Source organism: Pseudomonas sp. PA15(2017), from assembly GCF_001945395.1.
Classification (GTDB): domain Bacteria; phylum Pseudomonadota; class Gammaproteobacteria; order Pseudomonadales; family Pseudomonadaceae; genus Aquipseudomonas.
The window spans coordinates 1-15650 of record NZ_MSXV01000013.1 but is presented as its reverse complement, the minus strand read 5'-3'; the positions used below and the strand labels follow the sequence as shown (position 1 = coordinate 15650).

The following is a 15650-nucleotide window of genomic DNA, read 5'->3' as shown; positions in this document are numbered from 1 at the left end:
CGACCTTGGCCGAACCGAATACTTCGGAGCAGACGCGAGTCAGAGCAGCGGTCAGAGTGGTTTTGCCATGGTCAACGTGACCGATGGTGCCAACGTTGACGTGCGGTTTGTTACGTTCGAATTTTTCTTTAGCCACGACAGTGAACCTCTTGCCTAAAGGGCTGAATCAGCCTTGTTTTTTAACCAGAGCTTCGACGATGTTCGCCGGAGCCTCGGAGTACTTGGAGAATTCCATGGAGTAGCTTGCGCGACCCTGGGACATGGAGCGAACGTCGGTTGCGTAACCGAACATCTCACCCAGCGGAACCTCGGCACGGATAACCTTACCGGAAACCGAGTCTTCCATACCCTGGATCAGACCACGACGACGGTTCAGGTCACCCATCACGTCACCCATGTAGTCCTCAGGGGTTACAACTTCTACTTTCATGATCGGCTCAAGCACAACACCGCCGCCCTTCTGGGCCAGCTGCTTGGTCGCCATGGAAGCTGCCACCTTGAACGCCATCTCGTTGGAGTCGACGTCATGGTAGGAACCGTCAAACACGGTCGCCTTCAGGCCGATCAGCGGATAGCCGGCAACGACGCCGTTCTTCATCTGCTCTTCGATACCTTTCTGGATGGCCGGGATGTATTCCTTCGGAACCACACCGCCCACGACTTCGTTGACGAATACCAGACCTTCCTGACCTTCGTCTGCCGGAGCAAAGCGAATCCAGCAGTGACCGAACTGACCACGACCACCGGACTGACGAACGAACTTGCCTTCGATTTCGCAGTTCTTGGTGATCTTCTCGCGGTAGGAAACCTGTGGCTTGCCGATGTTGGCCTCGACGTTGAACTCGCGCTTCATGCGGTCAACGAGGATGTCCAGGTGCAGCTCACCCATACCGGAGATGATGGTCTGGCCAGTCTCTTCGTCGGTCTTGACGCGGAACGACGGGTCTTCCTGAGCGAGTTTGCCCAGTGCAATACCCATCTTCTCCTGGTCAGCCTTGGTCTTCGGCTCAACGGCTACCGAGATAACCGGCTCCGGGAAGTCCATACGCTCGAGGATGATTGGCTTGTCGGCGTTACACAGGGTGTCACCAGTGGTGACGTCCTTCATGCCGATCAGTGCGGCGATGTCGCCAGCGCGCACTTCCTTGATCTCTTCACGCTGGTTGGCGTGCATCTGCACCATACGGCCAACGCGCTCTTTCTTGCCCTTGACCGAGTTGATGACGGAGTCACCGGAGGTCAGGAAGCCCGAGTAAACGCGGACGAAGGTCAGCGTACCCACGAACGGGTCGGTAGCGATCTTGAACGCCAGAGCCGAGAACGGCTCGTCGTCGGAAGCGTGACGCTCGTCGAAGTCGGCGTCGACCAGCTCTTCCTTCGGCTTCTCGATCAGATCAGGGTGGATACCCTTGATCGCCGGGATCTCGGTAGGAGCAGGCAGGAAGTCGATGACCGCGTCGAGAACCAGGGGAACGCCCTTGTTCTTGAACGAGGAACCACAGACGGCCGGAACGATTTCGCTGGCCAGGGTGCGCAGGCGCAGACCGGCTTTGATTTCCTCGACGGATAGTTCGCCCTCTTCGAGGTACTTGTTCATCAGCTCTTCGTTGGCTTCGGCAGCGGCTTCGACCATGTTGCTGCGCCATTCGTTGGCCAGCTCGAGCATTTCCGCCGGAATTTCTTCCTCGCGGTAGGTAGTGCCCTTGTCGTCATCGTTCCAGTAGATAGCCTTCATCTTGATCAGATCGATCTGACCTTCGAAGTTCTCTTCTGCACCAATGGCCAGCTGGATCGGCACCGGAGTGTGGCCCAGACGGTTCTTGATCTGACCGACGACGCGCAGGAAGTTGGCACCTGCACGGTCCATCTTGTTGACGTAGACAACGCGCGGTACGCCGTACTTGTTGGCCTGACGCCATACGGTTTCCGACTGCGGCTCAACGCCCGAAGTACCACAGAACACAACGACAGCGCCGTCGAGTACGCGCAGCGAACGCTCTACTTCGATGGTGAAGTCAACGTGGCCGGGGGTATCGATGACGTTTACGCGGTAGTTGTCGTACTGACCACGCGAACCTTTCCAGAAGGTGGTGACGGCAGCGGAGGTGATGGTGATACCACGCTCCTGCTCCTGCACCATCCAGTCGGTAGTGGCTGCACCGTCATGCACCTCACCCATCTTGTGGCTGAGACCTGTGTAGAACAGGATCCGCTCGGTAGTAGTGGTCTTGCCCGCATCGACGTGCGCGCAAATACCAATGTTACGGTAGCGGTTAATTGCTGTATTACGAGCCATAAAGCCCTCGCAAATTGAGTGATGCCGGATTTAGAAACGGTAGTGCGAGAATGCTTTGTTGGCCTCGGCCATACGGTGCACGTCTTCACGCTTCTTGACTGCGGCGCCTTTGCCTTCGGCAGCGTCCAGCAGTTCACCAGCCAAACGCAGTGCCATGGACTTCTCGCCGCGCTTACGGGCGAAATCCACCAGCCAGCGCATGGCCAGAGCGTTACGACGGGAAGGACGAACTTCGACCGGAACCTGGTAAGTAGCACCGCCTACACGGCGCGACTTCACTTCGACCAGCGGAGCGATGGCGTCGAGAGCTTTCTCGAAGATTTCCAGGGGATCGCTGTTCTTACGCTCTTTGACCTTGTCCAGGGCGCCATAAACGATACGCTCGGCCACGGCTTTCTTGCCGCTTTCCATCACGTGGTTCATGAACTTGGCCAGGATTTGGCTTCCGTATTTTGGATCGTCAAGCACTTCGCGCTTGGCTGCTACACGACGTCTTGGCATTTGATAAGCCCTCAAACGGTCTTCAGGTTAGCCCGGAACTGTAACCATCTGGTTACGCCCGACCTTACTCTTATCGACTCAATAAAATTAGAAACTGCATTCAGTACCGACGGCCGATCACTTCGGACGCTTGGTACCGTACTTCGAACGACCCTGGTTACGGCCTTTGACACCCGAGGTGTCCAGCGAGCCGCGAACGGTGTGATAACGCACACCTGGCAAGTCTTTTACACGACCGCCACGGATCAGCACGACGCTGTGCTCTTGCAGGTTGTGACCTTCACCACCGATGTACGAGGAAACCTCGAAACCGTTGGTCAGGCGTACACGGCAAACTTTACGCAGTGCCGAGTTAGGTTTTTTCGGGGTGGTGGTATACACGCGAGTGCACACGCCACGACGCTGGGGGCAGTTCTGCAGCGCAGGTACGTCGGATTTCTCGACGATACGCTTGCGCGGCTGACGCACCAGCTGGTTGATAGTTGCCATCTACTAGCTCCACTGTCCGTCTTTCGACGCTATTTATTTACACCATAAATAAATGGCAGGGCGCAGGCCCTGCCATATTTAGGGGTGCATGAGTCTAAAGAGACTCGCCCCCCCAGTCAAGATACGTGACCCGGCTGCCAGGCAGCCGGGTCGCGCTCTCAATTTTCGCTGGAGTTCAGCGCTTCGGTCAGCGCTGCTTCCACTTCGCTGGCGCTAACGCGCATCGGCTTCTCGGCATCACGCTTGCGCTTGCGCTCGCTGTGATAGGCCAGACCGGTGCCCGCCGGGATCAGACGACCCACGACCACGTTCTCTTTCAGGCCACGCAGGAAGTCGCGCTTGCCAGTAACCGCCGCCTCGGTGAGGACGCGAGTGGTTTCCTGGAAGGATGCCGCCGAGATGAACGACTCGGTGGACAGCGACGCCTTGGTGATACCCAGCAGCACGCGGGTGTACTTGGCAACGAACTTGTCCTCTTCGGCCAGGCGCTCGTTCTCGCCCAGAACCTGAGTGAGCTCCATCTGGTCGCCCTTGATGAAGCTGGAGTCGCCAGACTCGGACACTTCGACCTTGCGCAGCATCTGGCGCAGGATGGTCTCGATGTGCTTGTCGTTGATCTTCACGCCCTGCAGACGGTAAACGTCCTGGATCTCGTTGACGATGTACTTGGCCAGCGCACTGACGCCCAGCAGACGCAGGATGTCGTGCGGATCGCTCGGACCGTCGGAGATGACCTCACCCTTGTTGACTTGCTCACCTTCGAACACGTTCAGGTGACGCCATTTCGGGATCAGCTCTTCGTACGGATCACTGCCATCGGTCGGCGTGATGACCAGGCGGCGCTTGCCCTTGGTCTCTTTACCGAACGAGATGGTGCCGCTGATTTCCGCCAGGATCGAAGCTTCTTTCGGACGACGCGCTTCGAACAGGTCGGCAACGCGCGGCAGACCACCGGTGATGTCACGGGTCTTCGAGGTTTCCTGCGGGATACGGGCGATAACGTCACCGACCGCAACCTGCGCACCATCGGCCACGCCGACCAGGGCGTTGGCTGGCAAGAAGTACTGCGCCGGTACGTCGGTACCCGGCAGCAGCAGATCCTTGCCGCTGGCGTCGACCAGCTTGACCGCAGGACGGATGTCCTTGCCGGCGGCTGGACGGTCCTTGGCGTCGAGAACCTCGATGTTGGTCAGACCGGTCAGTTCGTCGGTCTGGCGCTTGATGGTGATGCCCTCCTCCATGCCGACGAAGGTAACGGTACCCTTCATTTCGGTCACGATCGGGTGGGTGTGCGGGTCCCACTTGGCGACGATGGCGCCTGCGTCGACCTTGTCACCTTCCTTCACGGAAATGACCGCACCGTACGGCAGCTTGTAGCGCTCGCGCTCACGACCGAACTCGTCGGCAACGGCCAGCTCACCGGAACGCGATACCGCGATCAGGTTACCGTCCAGACGCTCGACGTGCTTGAGGTTGTGCAGACGAACCGCACCACCGTTCTTCACCTGGACGCTGTCGGCAGCCGAGGTCCGGCTCGCCGCACCACCGATGTGGAACGTACGCATGGTCAGCTGGGTACCCGGCTCACCAATCGACTGGGCTGCGATAACGCCGACGGCTTCACCGATGTTGATCTGGTGACCGCGAGCCAGGTCGCGACCGTAGCACTTGGCGCAGATGCCGTAGCGGGTTTCGCAGCTGATCGGCGAACGCACGACCACTTCGTCGATGCTGTTCAGCTCGATGAATTCGACCCACTGCTCGTCGACCAGGGTACCGGCCGGAACGATGACGTCTTCGGTGCCAGGCTTGAACACGTCACGGGCGATGACACGGCCCAGTACGCGCTCACCCAGCGGCTCTACAACGTCGCCGCCTTCGATGTGCGGAGTCATGTGCAGACCCTGCTCGGTGCCGCAGTCGATCTCGGTCACTACCAGATCCTGGGCCACGTCGACCAGACGACGGGTCAGGTAACCGGAGTTCGCGGTCTTCAGTGCGGTATCCGCCAGACCTTTACGAGCACCGTGAGTGGAGATGAAGTACTGCAGTACCGACAGGCCTTCACGGAAGTTCGCGGTGATCGGCGTCTCGATGATCGAGCCGTCCGGCTTGGCCATCAGACCACGCATACCGGCCAACTGACGGATCTGCGCAGCGGAACCACGCGCACCGGAGTCGGCCATCATGTACATGGAGTTGAAGGACTCCTGATCGACTTCGTTACCTTCGCGGTCGATGACCTTCTCTTTCGAGAGGTTGGCCATCATCGCCTTGGATACTTCGTCGTTGGCCTTCGACCAGAGGTCGATCACCTTGTTGTACTTCTCGCCCTGGGTAACCAGGCCGGAGGCGTACTGCGATTCGATTTCCTTCACTTCCTCGGTGGCGGCGTCGATGATGCGCGCCTTCTCATCCGGGATGACGAAGTCGTTCACGCCGATCGACACACCGGAGATGGTCGAATAGGCGAAACCGGTGTACATCAGCTGGTCGGCGAAGATGACGGTGTCCTTCAGACCCACGGTGCGGTAGCACTGGTTGATCAGACGGGAGATAGCCTTCTTCTTCATCGACTGGTTGACCACGTCGAACGACAGACCAGCCGGCACGACCTGGAACAGCAGCGCGCGGCCGACGGTGGTGTCGACGATGCGGGTGTTCTTGACCAGGCTTCCGTCCTTCTGCTTGACGGTCTCGTTGATGCGCACCTTGACCTTGGCGTGCAGCGAGGCTTCGCCGGCGCGGAATACGCGGTCGACTTCCTGCAGGTCGGCGAACACGCGACCTTCGCCCTTGGCGTTGATGGCTTCACGGGTCATGTAGTACAGACCCAGTACCACGTCCTGGGACGGTACGATGATCGGCTCACCGTTGGCTGGCGACAGGATGTTGTTGGTCGACATCATCAGCGCGCGCGCTTCGAGCTGGGCTTCCAGCGTCAGCGGCACGTGAACGGCCATCTGGTCACCGTCGAAGTCGGCGTTGTACGCCGCACAAACCAGCGGGTGCAGCTGAATCGCCTTACCTTCGATCAGTACCGGCTCGAACGCCTGGATACCCAGACGGTGCAGAGTCGGTGCACGGTTGAGCAGTACGGGGTGTTCGCGAATCACTTCGGCGAGAACGTCCCACACTTCCGGCAGCTCGCGCTCGACCATCTTCTTGGCGGCCTTGATGGTGGTCGCCAGACCACGCATTTCCAGCTTGCCGAAAATGAACGGCTTGAACAGTTCCAGAGCCATCTTCTTCGGCAGGCCGCACTGGTGCAGGCGCAGAGCCGGGCCTACGGTAATAACCGAACGGCCGGAGTAGTCAACGCGCTTACCGAGCAGGTTCTGGCGGAAACGACCCTGCTTACCCTTGATCATGTCGGCCAGGGATTTCAGAGGACGCTTGTTCGAACCGGTGATGGCGCGACCGCGACGACCGTTGTCGAGCAGGGCGTCGACTGCTTCCTGCAGCATGCGCTTTTCGTTGCGCACGATGATGTCCGGCGCGGACAGATCGAGCAGGCGCTTGAGGCGGTTGTTACGGTTGATGACGCGACGATACAGGTCGTTCAGGTCGGAGGTCGCGAAGCGGCCACCGTCCAGCGGAACCAGCGGACGCAGGTCTGGCGGCAGAACCGGCAGAACGGTCAGCACCATCCACTCTGGCAGGTTGCCGGAGCCCTGGAAGGCTTCCATCAACTTCAGACGCTTGGACAGCTTCTTGATCTTGGTTTCCGAGTTGGTCTGCGGAATCTCTTCGCGCAGGCGGCCGATCTCGTGCTCCAGGTCGATAGCGTGCAACAGCTCGCGAACGGCCTCGGCACCCATGCGGGCGTCGAAGTCGTCACCGAACTCTTCCAGCGCTTCGAAGTACTGCTCGTCGTTGAGCAGCTGACCCTTCTCGAGGGTGGTCATGCCCGGATCGATCACCACGTAGCTCTCGAAGTAGAGAACGCGTTCGATATCACGCAGGGTCATGTCCATCAGCAGGCCGATACGGCTCGGCAGGGACTTCAGGAACCAGATGTGGGCGACGGGAGAAGCCAGTTCGATGTGCGCCATGCGCTCACGACGAACCTTGGCCAGGGCGACTTCGACGCCGCACTTCTCACAGATCACACCACGGTGCTTGAGGCGCTTGTACTTGCCGCACAGGCACTCGTAATCCTTGACCGGGCCAAAGATCTTGGCGCAGAACAGGCCGTCACGCTCAGGCTTGAACGTACGGTAGTTGATGGTTTCCGGCTTTTTAACTTCACCGAACGACCACGAACGGATCATCTCAGGCGAAGCAAGGCCGATGCGAATGGCATCGAACTCTTCGACTTGACCCTGGTTTTTCAGCAAATTCAATAGGTCTTTCAAGGCCTTTCCTCCTGGCGGAGCAGGTAGCGGGATTTGCGCCCCGCTACCGATTCACGTCGTGTTATTCGGTTTCCAGATCGATGTCGATACCGAGCGAACGGATCTCTTTGATCAACACGTTGAAGGACTCGGGCATGCCCGGCTCCATGCGGTGATCGCCATCCACGATGTTCTTGTACATCTTGGTACGGCCGTTCACGTCGTCCGACTTGACGGTCAACATTTCCTGCAGGGTGTAGGCGGCGCCGTAAGCTTCCAGAGCCCAGACCTCCATCTCCCCGAAGCGCTGACCACCGAACTGCGCCTTACCACCCAGCGGCTGCTGGGTAACCAGGCTGTAGGAACCGGTAGAACGAGCGTGCATCTTGTCGTCCACCAAGTGGTTCAGTTTCAGCATGTACATGTAACCGACCGTGGTCGGGCGCTCGAACTGGTTGCCAGTACGACCGTCGAACAGGCGCATCTGGCCGCTCTCCGGCAGATCAGCCAGCTTCAGCATGGCCTTGATCTCTTTCTCCTTGGCACCGTCGAACACCGGCGTGGCCATCGGAACGCCCTTGCGCAGGTTGTTGGCCAGAGCCAGAACTTCCTGGTCGCTCAGCTCGTCGAGGTTTTCCTGGCGACCACCGATCTCGTTGTAGATCTCGCTCAGGAAGCCACGCAGTTCAGCGATCTTGCGCTGCTCTTCGAGCATCAGGTTGATCTTCTCACCCAGGCCCTTGGCCGCCAGGCCCAGGTGGGTTTCGAGGATCTGACCGACGTTCATACGCGACGGTACGCCCAGTGGGTTGAGGACGATGTCCACCGGGGTGCCGTTGGCATCGTGCGGCATGTCTTCGACCGGCATGATCACCGAGACCACACCCTTGTTACCGTGACGACCGGCCATCTTGTCACCCGGCTGGATGCGACGGCGGATGGCCAGGTAGACCTTGACGATCTTCAGTACGCCCGGTGCCAGGTCATCGCCCTGCTGCAGCTTGCGCTTCTTGTCTTCGAACTTGTCGTCGAGCAGCTGACGGCGGTCGGAGATGTAGGCCTGAGCCTTTTCCAACTGCTCGTTCAGGGCGTCGTCGGCCATGCGCAGCTTGAACCACTGGCCACGCTCAAGGCCGTCCAGCACTTCATCAGTGATCTCGGCGCCTTTCTTCAGGCCAGCGCCGCCTTCGGCGACCTTGCCAACCAGCGCAGCGCGCAGACGTTCGAAGGTCGCGCCTTCGACGATGCGGAACTCTTCGTTCAGGTCCTTGCGGATCTCGTCCAGCTGGCTCTTCTCGATCGACAGGGCGCGCGCATCGCGCTCCACGCCGTCACGGGTGAAGACCTGTACGTCGATGACGGTACCCTTGGTGCCGGTCGGCACGCGCAGGGAGGTGTCCTTAACGTCGCTGGCCTTCTCACCGAAGATCGCGCGCAGCAGCTTTTCTTCCGGCGTCAGCTGGGTCTCGCCTTTCGGGGTGACCTTGCCGACCAGGATGTCGCCCGGGCCGACTTCGGCGCCGACGTAGACGATACCGGCTTCGTCGAGCTTGTTCAGTGCAGCCTCACCCACGTTCGGGATATCCGCAGAGATTTCCTCTGGGCCGAGCTTGGTGTCACGGGCCACACAGGTCAGTTCCTGGATGTGGATCGTGGTGAAGCGGTCTTCCTGAACCACGCGCTCGGAGAGCAGGATGGAGTCTTCGAAGTTGTAACCGTTCCACGGCATGAACGCGACGCGCATGTTCTGACCCAGTGCCAGTTCACCCATGTCGGTGGACGGGCCGTCGGCCATGATGTCGCCACGTGCAACCACGTCACCTTTCTGCACCAGCGGACGCTGGTTGATGCAGGTGTTCTGGTTGGAACGGGTGTATTTGGTCAGGTTGTAGATGTCCACACCGGCTTCACCGGTTTCGACTTCGTCATCGGCAACACGGACCACGATACGGCTGGCGTCGACGGAGTCGATCACGCCACCGCGACGAGCGACCACGCAGACACCGGAGTCACGGGCGACGTTGCGCTCCATGCCGGTACCGACCAGCGGCTTGTCCGAACGCAGGGTCGGTACAGCCTGACGCTGCATGTTCGAACCCATGAGTGCACGGTTGGCGTCGTCGTGCTCGAGGAACGGGATCAGCGAGGCAGCGACGGAAACGACCTGCTTCGGCGAAACGTCCATCAGGGTGACGTCTTCCGGCGCCTTGACGGTGAACTCGTTCAGGTGACGTACGGCCACCAGCTCGTCGATCAGCTGACCCTTGTCGTTCAGGGTCGCGGACGCCTGGGCGATCACGTGGTCGGCCTCTTCGATGGCGGAAAGGAACACGATCTCGTCGGTGACCTGGCCTTCCTTGACCACACGGTACGGGCTTTCCAGGAAGCCATACTGGTTGGTACGGGCGTAGGCCGCCAGGGAGTTGATCAGACCGATGTTCGGACCTTCCGGCGTTTCGATCGGGCACACGCGACCGTAGTGGGTCGGGTGTACGTCACGGACTTCGAAGCCGGCGCGCTCACGGGTCAGACCGCCCGGGCCGAGTGCGGAGACACGGCGCTTATGGGTGATCTCGGAGAGCGGGTTGTTCTGGTCCATGAACTGGGAAAGCTGGCTGGAACCGAAGAACTCCTTCACCGCCGCCGCAACCGGCTTGGCGTTGATCAGGTCCTGCGGCATCAGGCCTTCGCTTTCGGCCATCGACAGACGTTCCTTGACCGCACGCTCGACGCGCACCAGACCAACGCGGAACTGGTTCTCGGCCATCTCGCCGACGCAACGCACACGGCGGTTACCCAGGTGGTCGATGTCATCGACGATGCCCTTGCCGTTACGGATGTCGACCAGGGTCTTGAGCACTTCGACGATGTCTTCGCGGCTCAACACGCCCGAACCTTCGATTTCGGTACGACCGATACGACGGTTGAACTTCATACGGCCAACGGCGGACAGGTCGTAACGCTCGGCGCTGAAGAACAGGTTGTTGAACAGGGTCTCGGCGGCATCCTTGGTTGGTGGCTCGCCAGGACGCATCATGCGATAGATTTCGACCAGCGCTTCGAGCTGGTTGGTGGTGCTGTCGATCTTCAGCGTGTCGCTGATGAACGGACCACAGTCGATATCGTTGGTGTACAGGGTCTCTATGCGAACGACCTGAGCCTTGGCGATCTTGGCCAGCAGCTCGACGCTCAGCTCGGTGTTGCACTCGGCGAGGATCTCACCGGTAGCCGGGTGCACAATCGCCTTGGCGGTGGTGCGGCCGATCAGGTAGTCGAACGGTACGTCCAGCTCCTTGATGCCAGCCTTGTCCAGCTGGTTGATGTGGCGAGCGGTAATACGACGACCCTGCTCGACGATCACCTTGCCGCTGCCATCCTTGATGTCCTGGCTGGCGATTTCACCGCGCAGACGCTGCGGTACCAGCTCCAGGCTCAGGCCTTCGGCTTTCACATGGAAAACGTTGGTGGTGTAGAAGGCATCGAGCACTTCTTCGGTGCTGTAGCCTAGTGCGCGCAGCAGTACCGAAGCCGGAAGTTTGCGGCGACGGTCGATACGCACGAATACCGCGTCCTTCGGGTCGAACTCGAAGTCCAGCCAGGAACCACGGTAAGGAATGATGCGCGCGGAGTACAGCAGCTTGCCCGAGCTGTGCGTCTTGCCACGGTCGTGGTCGAAGAACACACCCGGGGAACGGTGCAGCTGGGAAACGATCACACGCTCGGTACCGTTGATGACGAAGGTACCGTTCTCGGTCATGAGCGGAATTTCGCCCATGTACACTTCCTGCTCTTTGATGTCCTTGATCGCTTTGTTCGACGATTCTTTGTCGAAAATGATCAGGCGCACTTTCACGCGCAGCGGCACTGCGAAGGTCACACCACGCAGCACGCACTCTTTGACGTCGAACGCCGGCTCACCCAGACGGTAGCCGACGTATTCCAGAGCAGCGTTGCCGGAGTAGCTGATGATCGGGAATACAGATTTGAAGGCCGCATGCAGGCCGATGTCGCGGAACTGTTCCTTGCTCGCGCCTTGCTGCAGGAATTCGCGGTACGAATCCAGCTGGATGGCCAGGAGGTAAGGCACATCCATGACATCCGGCAACTTGCTAAAGTCCTTGCGGATACGTTTTTTCTCAGTGTATGAGTAAGCCATCAGCGTTCCCCAGCTTGGTCACCTGCTTATTTGGCTTCTCCGACGGGAGCAGCCAGAAACTCGTGCAAACCCTAGGTTTGCTCCACCTCGTTGGTGGGTTTTTCACGCTCCAGGCCAGGGCTGTGGAACAGCCGAGCTAGAACGGAAAAAGGCCGGTGGCAAGAGCCACCAGCCGTCAGCCTTGTGCGAGTCGCGCGGGCTGTAGACGCAAGGTCGTCGCTTACTTGAGCTCGACTTTGGCGCCTGCTTCTTCCAGAGCTTTCTTGGCAGCTTCGGCTTCGTCTTTCGACACGCCTTCTTTGACCACGCCAGGAGCGCCGTCAACTACTGCTTTGGCTTCTTTCAGACCCAGACCGGTCAGTTCGCGAACTGCCTTGATCACGTTCACTTTCTTGTCCCCAGCTTCAGCCAGAACAACGGTGAACTCGGTCTGCTCTTCAGCAGCGGCAGCAGCACCGGCAGCCGGGCCAGCAGCAACAGCGGCAGCAGCGGTAACGCCGAAGGTTTCTTCCATCGCCTTGATCAGCTCAACGATTTCCATAACGGATTTCTGGCCGATCGCTTCGATGATTTGCTCGTTAGTCAGAGACATGACTATCAATTCCTGTATTGGGGTGACGGCCTACGCGACCATCAAATTAAACATGTGATTTCGAAAGGTGCTACGCGGCCTTAGGCTGCGGAAGCTTCTTTCTGGTCGCGAATGGCTGCCAGAGTGCGAGCGAGCTTGCTGGTGGCGCCTTGGATAACGCTCATCAGCTGTGCAATACCCTCGTCGCGGGTCGGCAGGCTTGCCAGTACGTCGATCTGATTGGCTGCAAGGTACTTGCCCTCGAACGCAGCTGCTTTGATCTCGAACTTGTCCTGACCCTTGGCGAAATCCTTGAACAGACGGGCAGCAGCGCCCGGGTGCTCGTTGGAGAACGCGATCAGGGTCGGGCCTTTGAACACGTCGTTGAGCACGTCGTACTGAGTGCCTTCAACGGCGCGCTTGAGCAGGGTGTTACGTACGACACGTACGTATACGCCAGCTTCGCGGGCCTCTTTACGGAGTCCGGTCATCGCACCTACGGTCACGCCACGGGCATCGGCCACGACAGCGGACAGGGCAGCTTTGGCAGCCTCGTTGACTTCAGCGACGATGGCCTTCTTGTCTTCGAGTTTAATTGCCACGGGTTTACTCCTGGATGTTACCGTTTCGCCCAGCCTAGGCCGGACGGCGTTTTGGTGTCTGATTCGGTAAGAATCGGGAGCACCATCTGCGTAGGGTTGAAGATCACTCTTCGGGTTTGAGACTTGCGCCCCCTACGGTCTTGGATAGCCCCCGCCAGGCAGGGACCCCAATTTTTTGCAGCAGGCGCACCAGGTGCGCCTGCCGTCATGCATCAAGCGTCCAGCGAACCTTGATCGATCAGCAGACCTGGGCCCATGGTGGTGCTCAGGGTCACGCGCTTGACGTAGACGCCTTTCGAGGTCGACGGCTTCAGGCGCTTCAGATCGGCCAGCAGCGCTTCCACGTTCTGCTTCAGCTTGTCGGCTTCGAAGCCAACCTTGCCGACGGAACCGTGGATGATGCCGTTCTTGTCGGTACGGAAACGCACCTGACCAGCCTTGGCATTCTTGACTGCGGTAGCGACGTCCGGGGTTACGGTGCCGACTTTCGGGTTAGGCATCAGGCCGCGCGGGCCGAGTACCTGGCCCAGCTGGCCAACAACGCGCATGGCATCCGGGGAAGCGATGACGACGTCATAGTTCAGGTCGCCGCCTTTCATTTCGGCAGCCAGGTCGTCCATACCTACGCGGTCAGCACCGGCAGCCAGAGCAGCTTCAGCGCCCGGACCTTGAGTGAAGACAGCGACGCGAACGGTTTTGCCGCTGCCGTTAGGCAGAACGGTGGCACCACGAACGACCTGATCGGATTTACGCGGGTCTACGCCGAGGTTGATGGAAATATCAACGGACTCGGAGAACTTGACTGCGGAAATTTCGGCCAGCAGCGCAGCAGCATCGTTGAAGCTGTAGGCTTTGCCCGGCTCGATTTTGGCTGCGATAGCCTTTTGACGCTTGGTCAGCTTAGCCATTACACGCCCTCCACGTTGAGGCCCATGCTACGAGCAGAACCGGCGATGGTACGCACGGCTGCATCCATATCAGCTGCAGTCAGATCAGCCTGCTTGGTCTTGGCGATCTCTTCGAGCTGGGCACGGGTAACGGTACCGATCTTGACAGTGTTCGGACGAGCCGAACCGCTGGTCAGGCCAGCTGCTTTCTTCAGCAGCACGGAAGCCGGGGTGCTCTTGGTTTCGAACGTGAAGCTACGGTCACTGTAAACAGTGATGATCACTGGAGTCGGCAGACCAGGTTCCATGCCCTGGGTCTTGGCGTTGAACGCCTTGCAGAATTCCATGATGTTGACGCCGTGCTGGCCCAGAGCGGGACCAACGGGTGGCGACGGGTTGGCCTGACCGGCCTTTACTTGCAGCTTGATATAAGCCGTGATTTTCTTAGCCATTAGCTACTCCAGTTACGGGTTCTAGCGCCTTTCAGCTCCCCGACTATTGCCTGTTTATCCCAGTGACAACAAAACCCCGCAGCCTATGACTGCGGGGTATGGGATGCGTGTGTCAGTTACGACTTCTCGACCTGACTGAACTCCAGCTCGACCGGAGTGGCACGACCGAAAATGGTCACTGCCACCTGGATGCGGCTCTTCTCGTAATTCACTTCTTCGACGACGCCACTGAAATCAGCGAACGGACCATCGATAACACGAACCATCTCGCCCGGCTCGAACAGCGTCTTGGGCTTGGGCTTGTCACCACTGTCAGCGACACGACGCAGAATGGCGTCAGCTTCTTTCTCAGTGATCGGCGCCGGCTTGTCGGCAGTGCCACCGATGAAGCCCATCACACGCGGCGTATCCTTGATCAAGTGCCAAGTCGCCTCGTTCATTTCCATCTGCACCAGTACGTAGCCTGGAAAGAACTTGCGCTCACTCTTGCGCTTCTGGCCGTTACGCATCTCCACCACTTCTTCGGTGGGGACCAGAATCTCGCCGAATTCGTCTTCCATTCCGGCAAACTTTACGCGCTCGATCAGCGAACGCATTACATGCTTCTCGTAACCCGAGTAAGCATGCACAACGTACCAACGCTTAGCCACGGGACACCCTATCTCAACTTACAATAAACGACACAAGCCAACCGAGGAGCGAATCGAGCCCCCAGAGCACCAGAGCCATGACGAGCACGACCAGGACGACGATCAGCGTGGTTTGCGTGGTTTCCTGACGGGTCGGCCAGACAACCTTGCGAATCTCGACGCGAGCTTCTTTTGCCAGACCGAAGAAGGACTGACCTCTTGCCGTTTGCAATGCGATCAGCGCAGCGACGACCGCCAGCACGAGCAAAGCAACGACACGATACAGAATCGGCTCACCCGAAAAGTACTGATTACCGACCACTCCAGCGACCACAAGCAGGGCCACCGCGATCCACTTGAGCAGATCAAAACGAGAGTCTTTGGCTTCAGCCTTAACATTCATGAACAAGGATCCTGTGAGAAGACACGCCAAATTCGTTAGAAAATGGCAGGTCAGGAGGGAATCGAACCCCCAACCTGCGGTTTTGGAGACCGCCGCTCTGCCAATTGAGCTACTGACCTAGAACAAAATCAGGCCGACCATTATGCCGGCCTGATGGGGACAGATCAATCGATTATTCGACGATCTTTGCTACAACACCGGCACCAACAGTACGACCACCTTCGCGAATGGCGAAGCGCAGGCCGTCTTCCATGGCGATCGGCTTGATCAGGGTGACAACCATTTTGATGTTGTCGCCCGGCATTACCATCTCAACGCCTTCCGGCA

General features: G+C 59.0%; 12 protein-coding genes, 1 tRNA gene and 1 pseudogene. All 14 read right to left on the bottom strand.

Annotated elements, in window-relative coordinates:
- The coding region (locus tag BVH03_RS06060; protein WP_231570137.1) for a GTP-binding protein at positions 1 to 136 on the bottom strand (136 nt) is incomplete at its 3' end.
- Positions 137 to 166: 30 nt separating this feature from the next.
- The gene (fusA, locus tag BVH03_RS06055) at positions 167 to 2296 is read right to left on the bottom strand and encodes an elongation factor G (protein WP_075960339.1); all 2130 of its coding nucleotides are present in this window, start codon (positions 2294 to 2296) and stop codon (positions 167 to 169) included.
- 30 nt (positions 2297 to 2326) lie between these two features.
- A complete protein-coding gene (rpsG, locus tag BVH03_RS06050) occupies positions 2327 to 2797 on the bottom strand; it encodes a 30S ribosomal protein S7 (protein WP_010490886.1) in 471 nt (156 codons plus the stop codon).
- A gap of 117 nt (positions 2798 to 2914) precedes the next feature.
- Positions 2915 to 3286 (bottom strand): 30S ribosomal protein S12, encoded by a 372-nt coding sequence (gene rpsL / locus BVH03_RS06045; protein ID WP_003186084.1) that lies wholly within the window; start codon positions 3284 to 3286, stop codon positions 2915 to 2917.
- 158 nt (positions 3287 to 3444) lie between these two features.
- A complete protein-coding gene (gene rpoC / locus BVH03_RS06040) occupies positions 3445 to 7644 on the bottom strand; it encodes a DNA-directed RNA polymerase subunit beta' (RefSeq protein WP_075960338.1) in 4200 nt (1399 codons plus the stop codon).
- Positions 7645 to 7705: 61 nt separating this feature from the next.
- The gene (gene rpoB, locus BVH03_RS06035) at positions 7706 to 11779 is read right to left on the bottom strand and encodes a DNA-directed RNA polymerase subunit beta (RefSeq protein ID WP_075931514.1); all 4074 of its coding nucleotides are present in this window, start codon (positions 11777 to 11779) and stop codon (positions 7706 to 7708) included.
- Positions 11780 to 11999: 220 nt separating this feature from the next.
- Complete coding sequence (gene rplL / locus BVH03_RS06030) at positions 12000 to 12371, bottom strand: 50S ribosomal protein L7/L12 (protein ID WP_027904610.1); 372 nt, start codon at positions 12369 to 12371, stop codon at positions 12000 to 12002.
- 80 nt (positions 12372 to 12451) lie between these two features.
- Positions 12452 to 12952, bottom strand: coding sequence for a 50S ribosomal protein L10 (rplJ, locus tag BVH03_RS06025; protein WP_013789751.1), 501 nt, complete (start codon positions 12950 to 12952; stop codon positions 12452 to 12454).
- 212 nt (positions 12953 to 13164) lie between these two features.
- Complete coding sequence (rplA, locus tag BVH03_RS06020) at positions 13165 to 13860, bottom strand: 50S ribosomal protein L1 (RefSeq protein WP_070887121.1); 696 nt, start codon at positions 13858 to 13860, stop codon at positions 13165 to 13167.
- The gene (gene rplK / locus BVH03_RS06015; protein ID WP_075960337.1) at positions 13860 to 14291 is read right to left on the bottom strand and encodes a 50S ribosomal protein L11; all 432 of its coding nucleotides are present in this window, start codon (positions 14289 to 14291) and stop codon (positions 13860 to 13862) included. Before rplK ends, rplA begins: the two co-directional genes overlap by 1 nt.
- A gap of 116 nt (positions 14292 to 14407) precedes the next feature.
- A complete protein-coding gene (nusG, locus tag BVH03_RS06010; protein ID WP_013789748.1) occupies positions 14408 to 14941 on the bottom strand; it encodes a transcription termination/antitermination protein NusG in 534 nt (177 codons plus the stop codon).
- A 13-nt stretch (positions 14942 to 14954) separates the two neighbouring features.
- On the bottom strand, positions 14955 to 15323 hold the full coding sequence (secE, locus tag BVH03_RS06005; RefSeq protein ID WP_075960336.1) for a preprotein translocase subunit SecE: 369 nt from the start codon (positions 15321 to 15323) through the stop codon (positions 14955 to 14957).
- Positions 15324 to 15366: 43 nt separating this feature from the next.
- Positions 15367 to 15442 (bottom strand) — tRNA-Trp (locus BVH03_RS06000).
- Between the two features lie 53 nt (positions 15443 to 15495).
- Positions 15496 to 15650: pseudogene (tuf, locus tag BVH03_RS05995) on the bottom strand (elongation factor Tu); the annotation flags it as partial.